Source organism: uncultured Empedobacter sp. (assembly GCF_937930195.1).
GTDB classification, from domain to species: Bacteria; Bacteroidota; Bacteroidia; order Flavobacteriales; family Weeksellaceae; genus Empedobacter; species Empedobacter stercoris.
Window position 1 is genome coordinate 1 of sequence record NZ_CALGVK010000115.1, and the last position, 13,850, is coordinate 13,850.

The window sequence follows — 13,850 nt, forward strand, 5'->3', positions numbered from 1 at the left end:
AAAAGTTGAACGGTTTTTTTTATTCTTTTTTGGGTGCTATAATCACTTCGGGTGTTCTATCCTTCCCTATATCTAACAACGCTTTAATATTCGCTAAAACCTCCCTAAAACTCTGTTTACCTTCTGTTTTATAAGGTCCATTATCTGCATTATATCCAATACAATCCAAACCAAAAACTTTCCCTAAAAACAATGCTCTTTTGAGATGATAGGATTGAGAAATTAGAATCACTTTATTAAATCGAAAGATATTTTTAGTTCTATAAATTGTACTATACGTATCTAATCCTGCTCCATCAAGGTAAGTATCTTCAATCTTAACCCCTCTATCCAATAAATATTTTTCCATTACATCAATTTCATTGAAGTTTTCATAGATTTTTTCTCCAGAAAGTAAAATCACATCCACTTGATCTTCTTCATAAAGTCGAATTGCAGCATCCAAACGATCTTTCAAAAAACGAGTTGGTTGTCCATTTGCTTGTATTTTTGCCCCAAACACAACTGCTATTCGATAATCCTGTGGAATATTCCCTTGATAGTTGTAAATATAGTAAGAAGTAAGAATCTGAATAATTAATGCGATAACTAAAGTGAAAGCCGCTATTATACCAATGGTTAGCATACTTTTACGCATTACAAATCTTCCTATTTTTACAAGTTTACTCAATATCTTTTTCTTTAAAACCTTTAACTTTCAAAAATCCATAACATTAGTCACATATAAAAATTATTAATGTGAAAATTACTTTAAATTTTTCATCGTATTTTTAGGCAATGAATGAGATTGAATTAAGAACAGTTACTGTAGAACGCTATTTGCAACCTTTGCGCGAAGGAGGTTCTTTGCCTGCATTGGCTGATGCGGATGACGGTTTTAAATATGTTATAAAATTTAAAGGCGCAGGGCATGGACCTCGAATGTTAATTTCTGAATTGTTAGGAGGTGAAATTGCTCGTATTTTAGGTTTTAAAGTTCCTGAATTAGTTTTTGCTTTATTGGACGAATATTTTGGACAATCGGAGGCAGACGAGGAAATTCAAGATTTATTAAAATTTAGCGAAGGAACAAATTTAGCTTTACATTATTTGTCTGGAGCAATCAATTATGACCCTGCGGTAATGAAAATTGATGATAAATTATCTTCTCAAATTGTTTGGTTAGATGCTTTTTTAACAAATGTCGACCGTACATTTCGCAATACAAATATGTTGATGTGGCACAAAGAGTTGTGGTTAATCGACCATGGAGCTTCTTATTATTTCCATCATTCGTGGGACAATTGGGAAAAAGCAGCAATTGCTCCATTTGCACCAATTAAAGATCATGTTTTATTGAAAAATGCAACAAAACTTGAAGAAGTTGACACCGAATTTAAAGCATTACTAAATGATGAAATTATTGATAAAATTGTAGACTTAATTCCCGATGAATGGTTAGAAACAGAGGTAACACATGCGTCGTTTGAAGAAATGAGAACGGTTTACAAAACATTTATCAAAACACGATTACAACATTCAGCACTATTTATAAACGAAGCGAACAATGCCAGAAAAAATCTTATATGAGTATGCCATTCTTCGATTAGTTCCAAAAGTAGAGCGCGAAGAATTTATTAACGTTGGAGTGATATTATTTTCGAAAAAGCAAAATTATTTGAAAGTCAAATATTTCATCAATGATCAACGAATCAATGCTTTTTGCCATGAATTAGACCTTGATTTTATTGACAGCAATTTGAATGCTTTATCCAAAATAGCAGAAGGAATTCATCCCGAATCAGCTATTTCTAATTTTGAAACTCCCGAACGTTTTAGATGGTTAACTGCTGTGCGTAGCTCATCAATTCAATCATCACGACCACATCCTGGAAAGACTTATAATTTAGATAAAACATTAGATAGATTGTACAAAGAACATGTTTTATAAAAGTTAAATACTTAAAAACGAATGTTTTAATTTTATTTCTTAATTTTGGTTTACATTAATTTAAATTATTTATCGCCATGAGTACATTAAGAAACAAAGTTCAATTAATTGGGAATGTAGGAAACAATCCTGAAATTAAAACATTTGAAAACGACAAGAAGTTCGCAAAATTTAGTTTAGCTACAAACGAGAGTTACACAAACAACAAAAATGAAAAAGTACAAAATACAATTTGGCACAATATCGTAGCATATGGACCAATTGTAAGTATTATTGAAAAGCATGTTGAAAAAGGAAAACAGCTCGCAGTTGCTGGTAAATTAACTTATCGAGAATACCAAGATAAGGAAGGTACTACAAAAAATATGACCGAAATTGTAGTTGATGAAATTGTGCTTCTTTAGCGTTTAAAATAAAAGGGAAACAGTGATGTTTCCCTTTTATTGTTTTATATGATAATCTAAATAAGTTTAGAAATATATTTATCCCAACATTCTAATCGCGGTTTTTAAACCATCAATAAAAATATCAATTTCTTCTTTTGTATTGTAAACAGCGAACGAAGCACGCACTGTGCCTGGAATATTAAAGTGATGCATAATTGGTTGTGCACAATGATGTCCAGTACGCACTGCAATTCCTTTTTTATCCAAGATCATACCGACATCTGACGAATGTACGCCATCAAATTTTAAGTTGAACGAAACCGCTCCAGAATGCTCTGCATCTTTAGCGTAGATCACAACTTCATCAAATTCTGATAAACGTTGAATGGTATAATCTACCAATTCTTTTTCATAATCATGAATCGTTTGCATACCGATCGAATTGATAAAATCTACCGCAGCTCCAAGTCCGATAATTCCAGCAATATCTGGTGTACCAGCTTCAAACTTGAATGGTAAACAAGCGTAGGTAGAAACTTCCATTGTTACATCTTTTATCATCTCTCCTCCTCCATGAAAAGGTGGTAATTCATTCAAGACATCTTCTTTTCCGTACAATATTCCAATTCCAGTTGGTCCATACATTTTATGCCCAGAGAAAACCAAGAAATCACAATCCAATGTTTGTACATCAATCACTGTATGTGGTGCAGATTGCGCAGCATCAATTAAAACCCAAGCGCCTTTTGCATGCGCTTTTTCGATAATCGTTTCGATAGGATTTACAACACCCAACGCATTAGAAACCTGATTAACACAAACTAATTTTGTTTTATCTGTCAATAAATCATCTAATTTATCAATATCCAAAATACCTTCTGCAGTTAACGGAATATATTTCAGTTTCGCACCTGTTCTTTGACACAACAATTGCCAAGGAACGATATTAGAATGATGTTCGATTTCGGTAATAATAATTTCGTCATCAGCCGTCAAAACATTACGCAATGAATTTGAAACTAAATTAATTCCTTCCGTTGTTCCACGCGTAAAAATAATTTCATGATCATATTTTGCATGTATAAATTTCTGAATTTTACGACGAGACTCTTCCATCAAATCAGTTGCTTCCTGACTTAAGGTATGGATTCCACGGTGTACATTTGCATTGTATTTTTCGTAATATTCATCTAAAACATCTAAAACAACTTTTGGTTTTTGAGAAGTTGCCCCATTATCTAAATAAACCAATGGTTTTCCATTGACTTCTCTAGTTAAAATTGGAAATTGACTTCTTATTTGTTGGATATCTATTGACATTTTTTATTGTATTATGTAGTTTGTAAAATGTATTAGGTTTAAAAAAAGTTGTAAGTAAACTTACAACTTTATACTTATGACTTAATACTTTCGTACATTCAATTATAATTCGAAATCTAAACTAACGCCTAATTTTTCAGCAATTACGGCATTTACACGATTAGATATTTGTGGAATTTGTACATGTCGTAAAGCATCAGCTGCAAATGCATATAACAACATTGCTTTTGCTTCTTTCTTTGGAATACCACGTTGCTGCATATAGAACAATGACTCTTCTTCTAATTGCCCAACAGTACATCCGTGCGAACATTTTACATCATCTGCAAAAATCTCTAACTGAGGTTTTGTATTGATTGAAGCTCCATCTGATAATAATACATTATTATTTTGTTGGAAAGCATTCAATTTTTGAGCTTCTTTGTGTACAAATATTTTACCATTGAAAACACCTTGAGCTTTGTCATCGTAAATACCTTTGTATAACTCATGTGATTCACAATTTGGGAAATTATGTTCTACAAAAGTATGATGATCGACGTGTTGTTTTCCTCCGATAACAGTAATTCCATCCATTACAGAGTTACAGTTTTCCCCATTTTGGAAGAAGTTTAAGTTATTTCTAACAATTTTACCTCCAAAAGAAAACGTAAATACATTGGCACGAGAATCTCTTTCTTGGTTAATGTAGGTATTATCTACCAACGAAACATCATGAGAATCATTTTGGAATTTGTACCAATGAATCTCTGCATTACGACCAACGTTAACTTCTGAAACAACGTTTGTTAAATTAGCTTTACCGTCTAACGTTTGGTGTCTTTCTATGATTTGAACATGTGCATTATCACCTACTACTACCAAATTACGAGGTTGATACATGGCTTCCTGAGATGCACCTGTAGAGAAATATACGATTTGAATTGGCTTAGATAAAATAACATTATTTGGAACATAAATATAAGCTCCATCTTTTGCAAAAGCAGTGTTCAACGCAACCATGCTTTCATCTTTATGCGCAATTTTTCCGTAATAATTCTCGATTACTGCTTGATGAGTTGTTTTATGCATTGCACTTGACAATACACAGATATCTGCTTCATCATGCGTTGTATTTGACAAAAACGAAGAATATTTTCCATTAATGAATACGATAGTATAAGTATCAATATCATTAATCAAATATTTCTTGATGTCTTTGTACTCAATTGCCACTTCGTCTTCTGGGAACAATTTATAGTCCACCTTCAACAAAGGAGCAAGATTTGTATATTTCCATTCTTCGTCTCTACGTGTTGGAAAACCTTTTTGGTTAAAGATTTCGATTGCTTCTTGTCGAAGCCCTTCGATTCCTTTATTAACCTTATTTTTTTCGTTGAACACTAAATGACGAGAAACTAAATTTTCTTTTAAATCAATCATTTTAGATATTGTATTAATGTATTATGTAAGAAGTAAAAAGTACTTTGTACTTAATACATTTTACATTTTACAAAATGTTTAGATTCCTGCTTCTTCTTTAACCCAGTCGTAACCTTTTTCTTCTAACGCTAAAGCTAATTCTTTACCACCAGATTTGATGATTTTTCCGTCAGCTAAAACGTGTACAAAGTCAGGAACAATATAGTCTAATAAACGTTGGTAGTGTGTAATTACTAACACTCCATTGTTTTCATTTTTAAATTCATTTACACCATCCGCAACAATACGTAAAGCGTCAATATCTAAACCTGAATCTGTTTCGTCTAAGATTGCTAATGTTGGGTTTAACATTAACATTTGGAAAATTTCGTTACGCTTTTTCTCTCCTCCAGAGAAGCCTTCGTTAAGAGAACGAGATAAGAAATCTTTTTTGATTCCTAATAAATCTGCTTTCTCACGAATTAATTTCAACATTTCTGAAGCTCCCATTTCTTCTAATCCTTGCGCTTTACGCGTTTCGTTGATCGAAGTTTTGATGAAGTTTGTTACAGAAACACCTGGAATTTCAATAGGATATTGAAAAGACATGAAAATACCTTTTTGTGCTCTTTCTTCTGGAGCCAACTCTAAGATAGATTCATCTTTAAATTCAATCTCACCATCAGTCACTTCGTATTCCTCTTTACCTGTAATTACATTTGATAAAGTTGATTTTCCAGCTCCGTTAGGTCCCATAATTGCATGAACTTCACCTGGATTAATTTGAAGGTTTAAACCTTTTAAAATTTCGCGCTCTTCAATACGAGCGTGTAAGTTTTTTATATTTAATAACATAATCTAATTTGTAAATTAGTTAATGTGATAATTTTCTAATTATCTTGATTTTGATGTACTTATAATTTTATTCACAATTTTAGAAATGTTTACCAATTTTTCGGTTAAACTTTCTGTATTTGGATAATTTTTAGATAATTGACATAATTCTAACCAATACTTGGTTTCATCAATTTCTTTTGCTGCAATCTTAAATTTGTGAATAAAATCATTCAAGCTTTCAGCGTTTTGAGCTTCTCTAATATTTGCTCCAATTGAAGTTCCTTATTTTAACAATTGATTTGAAATAACAAATCTTTTATTCATTTCAAGTTCTTCACAATATTCTATAATTAATAGTGAAAATTCTAAAGTTAATTTTAAAATAATATTATCTTTTTCCATCATTAACTCATTGACAAATTTTCACATTAACTCATTAGTCAAAACTATCCTACAGAACCTTCTAATGAGATTTCTAATAATTTTTTTGCTTCTACAGCAAACTCCATTGGTAATTTATCTAATACTTCGCGGCTAAATCCGTTTACGATTAATGCAATCGCTTTTTCTGTATCAATACCTCGTTGGTTACAATAAAATAATTGATCTTCACCAATTTTAGAAGTTGTTGCTTCGTGTTCTAATTGAGCCGATTTATTTTCGATTTCAATATAAGGGAACGTGTGTGCTCCACATTCGTTACCCATCAATAATGAATCACACTGAGAGAAGTTACGTGCTCCTTCTGCATTTTTCATTACTTTCACTAAACCACGATAAGAGTTTTGAGATTTACCAGCAGAAATACCTTTCGAAATAATAGTCGATTTAGAATTTTTACCGATATGAATCATTTTTGTACCTGTATCTGCTTGTTGGTAATTATTTGTTACAGCAATTGAGTAAAACTCACCTACCGAATTATCACCTTTCAAGATACAAGATGGATATTTCCACGTTACAGCAGAACCAGTTTCTACTTGTGTCCACGATACTTTTGCGTTTTTCTCACAAACTGCACGTTTTGTTACAAAGTTGAAAACACCTCCTTTTCCTTTATCATCTCCTGGGTACCAGTTCTGAACAGTTGAATATTTAATTTCAGCATCATCCATCACAAGTAACTCAACCACCGCAGCGTGTAATTGGTTTTCGTCACGCATAGGCGCTGTACAACCTTCTAAATATGATACATAAGACCCTTCGTCCGCAATCAATAACGTACGTTCAAATTGTCCTGTTCCTGCAGAGTTGATACGGAAATATGTTGACAATTCCATTGGACAACGAACACCTTTTGGAATATAACAGAAAGATCCGTCCGAGAAAACTGCAGAGTTTAAAGCTGCATAAAAGTTATCTGTTGGTGGCACTACTTTACCAATATATTTTCTCACCAATTCTGGATGCTCTTTAATGGCCTCCGAAATTGACATAAAAATAATTCCTTTTTCCGCTAACGTTTCGCGAAAAGTTGTTTTTACTGAAACTGAATCAAAAACAACATCGATAGCAACTCCAGACAAACGTTTTTGTTCGTCTAAAGAAATTCCTAATTTCTCGAATGTTTTTAATAATTCAGGATCAACCTCATCTAAGCTTGCTAATTCTTTCTTAGGCTTTGGAGCTGCATAATACTGAATAGCCTGAAAATCTGGCTTTTCATAAGTTACGTTTGCCCACTCTGGTTCTTCCATCTTTTGCCAAGCACGGAAAGCTTCCAAACGCCATTCAGTCATCCATTCAGGCTCCTCTTTTTTGGCTGAAATAGCACGCACGATATCTTCATTCAATCCGACTGGAAAATCTTCATATTCCATCTCAGTCGTCCAACCAAACTCATATTGTTTTTGACTGGCAAGATCTTCACGTAGATCGTCTTCTGTATATTTTGTGTTACTCATCTTATTATTTATAAAATGTATAGGTAAAATTAAACTGTAAAGGTTGCTGTTTATCAGCTTTATTTCCTAAAAATTTAAATTCTTTTAATCGTTGATTTTGATCCAAAATAATTTCAAATAATGATTGATTATTTTTCAAAATCTGATAGTTGTTTGATGAAATTAATTTAATTTCTGACCATACGCCTTCTTTCAAATTAATTCGCTCTGATTTTGGTGCAACATCAGGCGTATATTCATTTATTTTGAATGGCACTTTGAATGTTGAACTGCTGTAACAAATCTTGTTCATGTCCTGACCTAATGATTTAGTAATTCTACAATTGTGCATCAATCGGTCTTCAAAACCTATTTTTTGTTCTAAATATGTTTTTTTTAACATCACATCTTCTTCTAACCAAACGATATCAAAAAGCTTGTTTGCATTTTTAACATACATTTTATCTTGGTCGTAAAAAAATTGATTTGTTCTTGTTTCACTTCCTTTTCTCTCGATTGTTTCCGAAGAAATCACACCATCTTTATAAGTATAATTTACTTTCATAGGCTTTGCAACCTCTTCTGTCAATTCGAAATCAAGAAGGTTTTCGTTTGCATCATAAGTTGCTTTATAAGCTACTTTTTTATTTGATGCATTGGTAATGGTAATCGTTTTTATTTTAGATTCGTTCAAATCCAACGCTTTTATAAAAGGTTTTATTCCGAACAATCCAAAAAACAAATGTTCTGAATAAGCTTTATTTAACTTTTTAGATGTTTCTGTTGGTTGAAAAACCATCAAATCTTTTTCTACAATTGTATTTTGTGCCGAAGCAACAAAACCAATCATACACGAAATAAATAAAGCTAAATTTCTCATCTTAAACAGCAAAACTTTCACCACAACCACACGTACGAGACGCGTTTGGATTGTTGAATACAAATCCTTTTCCATTCAATCCACCAGAATATTCTAATGTCATTCCAACAAGGTATAAAAATGATTTTTTGTCAACCAAAATTTTAACACCGTTGTCGTCAAACAATTTGTCATCTGCACCTTGTTCTTTTGTAAACTCTAAATTATAGTTTAATCCAGAACATCCGCCACTTGTAACTCCTACACGAACAAAAGACTCCTCGATAGAAGTTCCTTCTTCTTGTAAAAGTGCAATTATTTTATTTTTTGCTGATTCTGAAACCTTAATCATTTGATTCTATTTTTATATTGCAAAGATACTTATTTAAAATGAATTCAAATAATGAACGATATAAATATTAACAATCGCTTAAGTTATATTATTTATCGCCAACTAAAATTGGATCAAATTACTTCAATCCTAATTTTACTCGTGTACGTTTCAGCACCTTTTGAGCAACATCTCTTGCTTTTAAAGCACCATTTTCTAAAAACGCATCCAATGTATCTTTATCATTCATCAATTCATCAAAACGAACTCTTGCATCGGCATACTTTTCTAAAATCAATTCGTACAACGCTTGTTTCGCATGTCCGTAACCATAGCCACCTTTCAAATAATTTTGACGCATTTCCTCTATTTGCGCAGGAGAAGCCAATAATTTGTATAAAGCAAAAACATTATCTGTGTCAGGATTTTTAGGATCTTCCAACGGCGTAGAGTCTGTCTCAATTGACATTACTTGCTTGCGCAATTGTTTTTCTGGTAAGAAAATATTGATAAAGTTATTTCTTGATTTAGACATTTTATTCCCATCTGTTCCAGGAATCAACATTATATTTTCGTCGATTGCTGCTTGTGGTAATACAAATGTTTCGCCCATTTGATGATTAAATTTCTCTGCAACACTGCGTGTAATTTCTAAATGTTGCAATTGATCTTTCCCTACAGGCACAACTTCCGCATCATACAATAAAATATCAGCTGCCATTAAAATTGGATACGTAAACAAACCAGCATTCACGTCAGCTAAGTAATCAGCTTTGTCTTTAAAAGAATGCGCTAATGTAAGACGTTGAAAAGGGAAAAAGTTTAATAAATACCACGTCAATTCTGTTGTTTCTGCAACGTCAGATTGACGGTAGAAAACCACTTTCGATGGATCCAAACCTAATGCAAGCCATGTTGCAGCCACTTCGTACGTATTTTGTTTTAACACTTCTGCATCTTTAATCTGCGTCAAAGCGTGTAAATCTGCAATAAAAATGAATGAATCATTTCCCTCCTTCTCTGTCAATTCGATAGCAGGTGAAATTGCTCCTAAAATATTTCCTAAGTGCGGAGTTCCAGTAGCTTGAACTCCTGTAAGTATTCTTGGCATTTGTTTAAAAAATTTAAGGAACAAAGATAGACTTAATCAACGAAATGCACTAATTGTAAGATCAAGTTTATTTGAATTAATTGACTAAAATGACGAAAAACATATGGATGAACTAAAAAAGCTTCCCAATTTGCCGAAATGGCCAAGAAATTGTGCGACCTATTTTTCGGAAAAATGATTTTTTAAGATAAACAACTTCTCCTAAAAGTACATCTCCTATTTCTGTTTTTATATTCTGACATACAGAAGGATTTATAAAAGTAAATTCTTTAATTCCAAAGCTATCATATTCTAAAGTATAAGAATCTTGATTAATCGGAACCTTTATTTTAAACTCTCCATTTTCATTTGTATATACAATATTTTTAGAATTTTTAAGATTTACTGGAATATCATATTCTGGAAAACCATTACCATCATTAATAATTCCTTGCACTACAATCGAATCATTTTCTGTTTGCGCTTTTGCTAAAGTCGAAAAACTTAAAAATCCCACTAAAGATGAAAATTGCAACCACTTTTTAGATTGATTTGCAATTGAATGAGAAGCTTCATAAGAATTAAACTGTTCTAAATTCCTTGTTTTTATTTTTACACAAGCAGTAGGATTTTCATTCAGAAAAGTTTTTAATTCTTTGAATGAATAATGATCCAAATCGTGCACACGTTTAGAGCAAACCTCACAAAACTTTTGTTGATCAGAAACCGAATTCATTTCCATCCAATTCTGTTTACATTTCTTCTCTATTTGTAGTTCCATAAAATTGACTTTTCAATAAAATTAAACTTTTTTTAAAAATTTTTCAAACCTCAACCAACCTTTTTGTTAAAAGATGAATCTATAAAGAAAAAACAAGTATTAACCTTAAAATTATATTGATATGAGTAACAAAGCTTTTTTAGACATTCTTTTCGAAAACCGAAACAAAGAATATGGCGCGTACCAATTGAGACAAGTGGCCAACCACGATTTGATGAAATCTCTTTTTGTAGGGATTGGTCTTGTTGCATTAATTACAGGAGGAACTATTTATGCGAATAACAGAGCAATGAAAGCTACAACAATTTCTACTGATCTTCCTGGAGTTACTGTTAATATGGAAGATTTTAACCCTGTAAAACCTCCAAAAAAAGAAGATGTAACTCCACCAAAAGAAGATCCTCCGATGGAAGAGAAAACAATTCAATTGAAAACAGAACAAGTGAAATATGTTATCCCAACACCAAAAGAGAATCCTCAAGTTGAAGAAACAATAAAACCTGTTAATGAATTGAAAGGTGTTGATCTTGGAACAGAAAATAGAGAAGGAATCGCATCAGCTAGACAAGTTGGTGGCGGCGAAGTAAGTGACACAGGAAATAAAACTGGCGGACAAAACACAAGTATTGCAGAAGGACCAAAAGTTGAAAAACCTGTGATCAATACGAATGTTACAATTACAGCTAAAAATGCTGCTGTAATGGCGATTTATCCTGGTTGTGAAAATGAAAGTAAAAAAGGAAATGTCGCTTTAACAAAATGTATGAGCGATAAAATCTCAAAAGAATTGGGATATGAATTAAGTGATTTTGGTGAAACTGCATCTCGAAATAATTTGAGTACAGCGGTTGCAAAAATGCAATTTGTCGTGAATAAAAATGGTGAAATTTCGCAGGTAAAACCGTTAAGCGGAAGTAATCAAGATTTAGGAAAAGAAGCTAAATCTGCATTAGAACGAATCAATAAACAAATTCTACGAAAAGGTAAAAAAATAACACCTGCCAAATTAGAAGATGGTTCTGATGCAAATTTAATTTTCTCTATCCCTGTCAAATTTCAAACAGCAGAATAATTAATCATACTTTTCTTTCTGAAACCATTGCATTCTATTTTTGAGTGTGATGGTTTCATCTTGTTTAAGAAATAATTTCTCAAAAAAACTTAGCTAAAAATGTATATATATCGTATAAAATTTAAGTTTTAAGTCAATCTTAACACAATAAAATTGTAACTTCGTCGCGAATTATGAATAAGAGTATTGTTTACGGATTGATTGGTTTCGGTTATTTTTTGATCGGAATTTTTACTTGGAAATATCAGTTTTTTATCGTCAAATTAGATGATACAAACGCGATGTTAATGGGGATTTTATTTATTGTTTATGGAGCTTTTCGCGTATATCGTGGTATAAAATCTTATAAAAATGATCAAAAAAATTAGTTTACTTTCACTTTCAGCCTTTCTCGTTTTTTCCACTTTTAGTTGTAAAGACAAAGAAAAATTAACAAAAGCCGAACAAAAAACTCCTGTTAAACGAGCTTTACACGAATATGGAAATTTGACAATGACTGTAGATCCAAGTTTTAAAAATTTGGCTAATTCGTTAGCAAATATGTATATGGTTGATTATCCAGATGTAAAAATCACAATAAATGAAGAGATTGAAGAAAAAGCAATCAAAGATTTTTATGAAGGTAAAATTCCATTATTAATGGTTAGTAAACCGTTAACAAAAGCACAAGAACAACACTTATTTAACAAAACGACAACCAAGTATATCTCATCTGTAATTGCATTGGATGCAACTGTTTTCATCACTTCTGTTGATCATCCAATCAATTCTATTACGACTACAGATATCAAAGATAATTTGTATAAAAATGATCCGAAAATGACCTTTGTTTTTGATCATCCAAACTCTGCCAATTACAATACTGTAAATGATAAACTAAAATTAACAGTAGAAAAAGGGGCAAAAGTAAATGCAATGGGCGATGCAGAAAAAGTGATTGATTATTTGCAAAAAGATAAAACAGCAATCGGGATTATAGGCTTGAATATTTTGAGCGACAAAGGAAATCCGAAAGTTGAAGAATACCTAAAAAAGGTAAAAATATTAGCCATTGCAGATGATAAAGGAAATTTAGCATTACCAACTATTCCGAATTTGAAATATGGTGTTTATCCTTTTTATCGCGAAATTTATATCCTAAAAAATGAAGTTGGTTTTGGAATTGGCGCTGGATTTACGCGATTTGTGGGATCGCAACGTGGACAGAAAATTGTGACGCGCGAAAGTCTTCAACCTTATTACATATTTAAAAGAGAAGTTCAGATTAATAATTTAGAACAACCGATACAATAACAAAAACCTTCCGAATTGGAAGGTTTTTTTATTAATCTTTACTAACCCCCTCACTAATCATTTCATTCTGTTTATCAATAATTTCTTTATAATTGACTTTATATTCTTCTAATGAAACAATTTTTCCTTTTTTAGGAAGTTCTAATTTATTCTTTTTATTTTCTATTATGGAAACGGCTTTATAAGAAATCACAGTATTAATATCATCATTATTCACCTGTCCAACCTCTAAGATTAACCCTGGTAATCCCTGATATTTATCCGGACCAGTTTTATAAGGCAAATCAACTGCATACCATGCTGTTAAATTAACATCTTTTATTTTTGCTGTAGCTTTTTTAACATTGAATCCATTTATTGTTTTTGTTTCTTTCGTAAGAACCCAATTAAAGTTTTGCAATGTATCCTTTATAACAAACTTTTTTCCATAAACATCAGCTTCATGATAATAAAATCCAGATACAAATTGTTTTACTAAATCACCATTTCCTCCATTCGAAGATAATGTATAGCTTGTTGTTCTTGATCCTTCATTATTATTATCAATTTTTTCGTACGCTTTATAATTAGAAATTTCTTTATTGGTTATTAAACTAAATTCTTTTGGAATCTTCATTTGTTCATTTAGTCTTTTTACAACCTCTGATTTTGATAGCTTTACATCATT

Annotated in this window: 17 protein-coding genes; 6 read left to right on the forward strand and 11 right to left on the reverse strand. The window is 31.8% G+C overall.

Annotation, left to right across the window (positions count from 1 at the left end; genetic code table 11):
• Positions 1–19 precede the first annotated feature (19 nt).
• Positions 20–670, reverse strand: coding sequence for an ElyC/SanA/YdcF family protein (locus tag Q0616_RS07060; RefSeq protein ID WP_225541814.1), 651 nt, complete (start codon positions 668–670; stop codon positions 20–22).
• Between the two features lie 107 nt (positions 671–777).
• Between Q0616_RS07060 and Q0616_RS07065 the strand changes: the two genes are divergently transcribed.
• The 3 genes from Q0616_RS07065 to ssb all read left to right on the forward strand — a co-directional run bounded on the left by Q0616_RS07065 (position 778) and on the right by ssb (position 2,334).
• Complete coding sequence (locus tag Q0616_RS07065) at positions 778–1,569, forward strand: HipA family kinase (RefSeq protein WP_171623339.1); 792 nt, start codon at positions 778–780, stop codon at positions 1,567–1,569.
• Positions 1,547–1,930 (forward strand): DUF3037 domain-containing protein, encoded by a 384-nt coding sequence (locus Q0616_RS07070; RefSeq protein WP_171623338.1) that lies wholly within the window; start codon positions 1,547–1,549, stop codon positions 1,928–1,930. The genes Q0616_RS07065 and Q0616_RS07070 overlap by 23 nt, the downstream gene beginning before the upstream one ends.
• Before the next feature lie 77 nt (positions 1,931–2,007).
• Positions 2,008–2,334 carry a single-stranded DNA-binding protein gene (ssb, locus tag Q0616_RS07075; protein WP_171623337.1) on the forward strand — a complete coding sequence of 109 codons (327 nt, stop codon included), beginning with the start codon at positions 2,008–2,010 and terminating at the stop codon, positions 2,332–2,334.
• A 78-nt stretch (positions 2,335–2,412) separates the two neighbouring features.
• Here ssb and Q0616_RS07080 read toward each other — a convergent pair whose 3' ends face one another.
• The 9 genes from Q0616_RS07080 to Q0616_RS07120 form a co-directional block, all read right to left on the reverse strand.
• On the reverse strand, positions 2,413–3,636 hold the full coding sequence (locus tag Q0616_RS07080) for a cysteine desulfurase (protein WP_286483831.1): 1,224 nt from the start codon (positions 3,634–3,636) through the stop codon (positions 2,413–2,415).
• Between the two features lie 102 nt (positions 3,637–3,738).
• Positions 3,739–5,058 carry a Fe-S cluster assembly protein SufD gene (gene sufD, locus Q0616_RS07085; RefSeq protein WP_284583430.1) on the reverse strand — a complete coding sequence of 440 codons (1,320 nt, stop codon included), beginning with the start codon at positions 5,056–5,058 and terminating at the stop codon, positions 3,739–3,741.
• Between the two features lie 78 nt (positions 5,059–5,136).
• Entirely contained in the window at positions 5,137–5,892 is a 756-nt protein-coding gene (gene sufC, locus Q0616_RS07090; protein WP_171623335.1) for a Fe-S cluster assembly ATPase SufC, read from the reverse strand.
• Between the two features lie 39 nt (positions 5,893–5,931).
• Positions 5,932–6,147 (reverse strand): four helix bundle protein, encoded by a 216-nt coding sequence (locus Q0616_RS11895; RefSeq protein WP_366940283.1) that lies wholly within the window; start codon positions 6,145–6,147, stop codon positions 5,932–5,934.
• Positions 6,148–6,320: 173 nt separating this feature from the next.
• A complete protein-coding gene (sufB, locus tag Q0616_RS07100; RefSeq protein WP_171623333.1) occupies positions 6,321–7,778 on the reverse strand; it encodes a Fe-S cluster assembly protein SufB in 1,458 nt (485 codons plus the stop codon).
• Positions 7,779–7,782: 4 nt separating this feature from the next.
• Positions 7,783–8,637, reverse strand: coding sequence for a hypothetical protein (locus Q0616_RS07105; RefSeq protein WP_284583429.1), 855 nt, complete (start codon positions 8,635–8,637; stop codon positions 7,783–7,785).
• A 1-nt stretch (position 8,638) separates the two neighbouring features.
• Positions 8,639–8,968, reverse strand: coding sequence for an iron-sulfur cluster assembly accessory protein (locus Q0616_RS07110; protein WP_171623331.1), 330 nt, complete (start codon positions 8,966–8,968; stop codon positions 8,639–8,641).
• 118 nt (positions 8,969–9,086) lie between these two features.
• Positions 9,087–10,058: a tryptophan--tRNA ligase gene (gene trpS / locus Q0616_RS07115; protein ID WP_171623330.1), complete on the reverse strand. Its 972-nt coding sequence runs from the start codon at positions 10,056–10,058 to the stop codon at positions 9,087–9,089.
• A 112-nt stretch (positions 10,059–10,170) separates the two neighbouring features.
• Positions 10,171–10,818, reverse strand: coding sequence for a hypothetical protein (locus Q0616_RS07120; RefSeq protein ID WP_171623329.1), 648 nt, complete (start codon positions 10,816–10,818; stop codon positions 10,171–10,173).
• Between the two features lie 121 nt (positions 10,819–10,939).
• Between Q0616_RS07120 and Q0616_RS07125 the strand changes: the two genes are divergently transcribed.
• From Q0616_RS07125 to Q0616_RS07135, 3 genes are all read left to right on the forward strand, one after another.
• Positions 10,940–11,890: a hypothetical protein gene (locus tag Q0616_RS07125; protein ID WP_286483827.1), complete on the forward strand. Its 951-nt coding sequence runs from the start codon at positions 10,940–10,942 to the stop codon at positions 11,888–11,890.
• 173 nt (positions 11,891–12,063) lie between these two features.
• Positions 12,064–12,258, forward strand: a complete 195-nt coding sequence (locus Q0616_RS07130) for a C4-dicarboxylate ABC transporter (protein ID WP_171623327.1) — start codon at positions 12,064–12,066, stop codon at positions 12,256–12,258.
• Positions 12,242–13,183 carry a substrate-binding domain-containing protein gene (locus Q0616_RS07135; RefSeq protein WP_260542555.1) on the forward strand — a complete coding sequence of 314 codons (942 nt, stop codon included), beginning with the start codon at positions 12,242–12,244 and terminating at the stop codon, positions 13,181–13,183. Before Q0616_RS07130 ends, Q0616_RS07135 begins: the two co-directional genes overlap by 17 nt.
• Before the next feature lie 31 nt (positions 13,184–13,214).
• Here the strand turns inward: Q0616_RS07135 and Q0616_RS07140 are convergent.
• Positions 13,215–13,850: GLPGLI family protein (locus tag Q0616_RS07140; RefSeq protein ID WP_298776098.1), on the reverse strand; the 636-nt coding region annotated here is incomplete at its 5' end.

Excerpts from the sequence above, each read along its gene's own strand:
- Q0616_RS07065 (WP_171623339.1), top strand. The coding sequence starts at position 778 with ATGAATGAGATTGAATTAAGAACAGTTACTGTAGAACGCTATTTGCAA.
- Q0616_RS07070 (WP_171623338.1), top strand. The coding sequence starts at position 1,547 with ATGCCAGAAAAAATCTTATATGAGTATGCCATTCTTCGATTAGTTCCA.
- ssb (WP_171623337.1), top strand. The coding sequence starts at position 2,008 with ATGAGTACATTAAGAAACAAAGTTCAATTAATTGGGAATGTAGGAAAC.
- Q0616_RS07080 (WP_286483831.1), bottom strand. The coding sequence starts at position 3,636 with ATGTCAATAGATATCCAACAAATAAGAAGTCAATTTCCAATTTTAACT.
- sufD (WP_284583430.1), bottom strand. The coding sequence starts at position 5,058 with ATGATTGATTTAAAAGAAAATTTAGTTTCTCGTCATTTAGTGTTCAAC.
- sufC (WP_171623335.1), bottom strand. The coding sequence starts at position 5,892 with ATGTTATTAAATATAAAAAACTTACACGCTCGTATTGAAGAGCGCGAA.
- sufB (WP_171623333.1), bottom strand. The coding sequence starts at position 7,778 with ATGAGTAACACAAAATATACAGAAGACGATCTACGTGAAGATCTTGCC.
- Q0616_RS07105 (WP_284583429.1), bottom strand. The coding sequence starts at position 8,637 with ATGAGAAATTTAGCTTTATTTATTTCGTGTATGATTGGTTTTGTTGCT.
- Q0616_RS07110 (WP_171623331.1), bottom strand. The coding sequence starts at position 8,968 with ATGATTAAGGTTTCAGAATCAGCAAAAAATAAAATAATTGCACTTTTA.
- trpS (WP_171623330.1), bottom strand. The coding sequence starts at position 10,058 with ATGCCAAGAATACTTACAGGAGTTCAAGCTACTGGAACTCCGCACTTA.
- Q0616_RS07120 (WP_171623329.1), bottom strand. The coding sequence starts at position 10,818 with ATGGAACTACAAATAGAGAAGAAATGTAAACAGAATTGGATGGAAATG.
- Q0616_RS07125 (WP_286483827.1), top strand. The coding sequence starts at position 10,940 with ATGAGTAACAAAGCTTTTTTAGACATTCTTTTCGAAAACCGAAACAAA.
- Q0616_RS07130 (WP_171623327.1), top strand. The coding sequence starts at position 12,064 with ATGAATAAGAGTATTGTTTACGGATTGATTGGTTTCGGTTATTTTTTG.
- Q0616_RS07135 (WP_260542555.1), top strand. The coding sequence starts at position 12,242 with ATGATCAAAAAAATTAGTTTACTTTCACTTTCAGCCTTTCTCGTTTTT.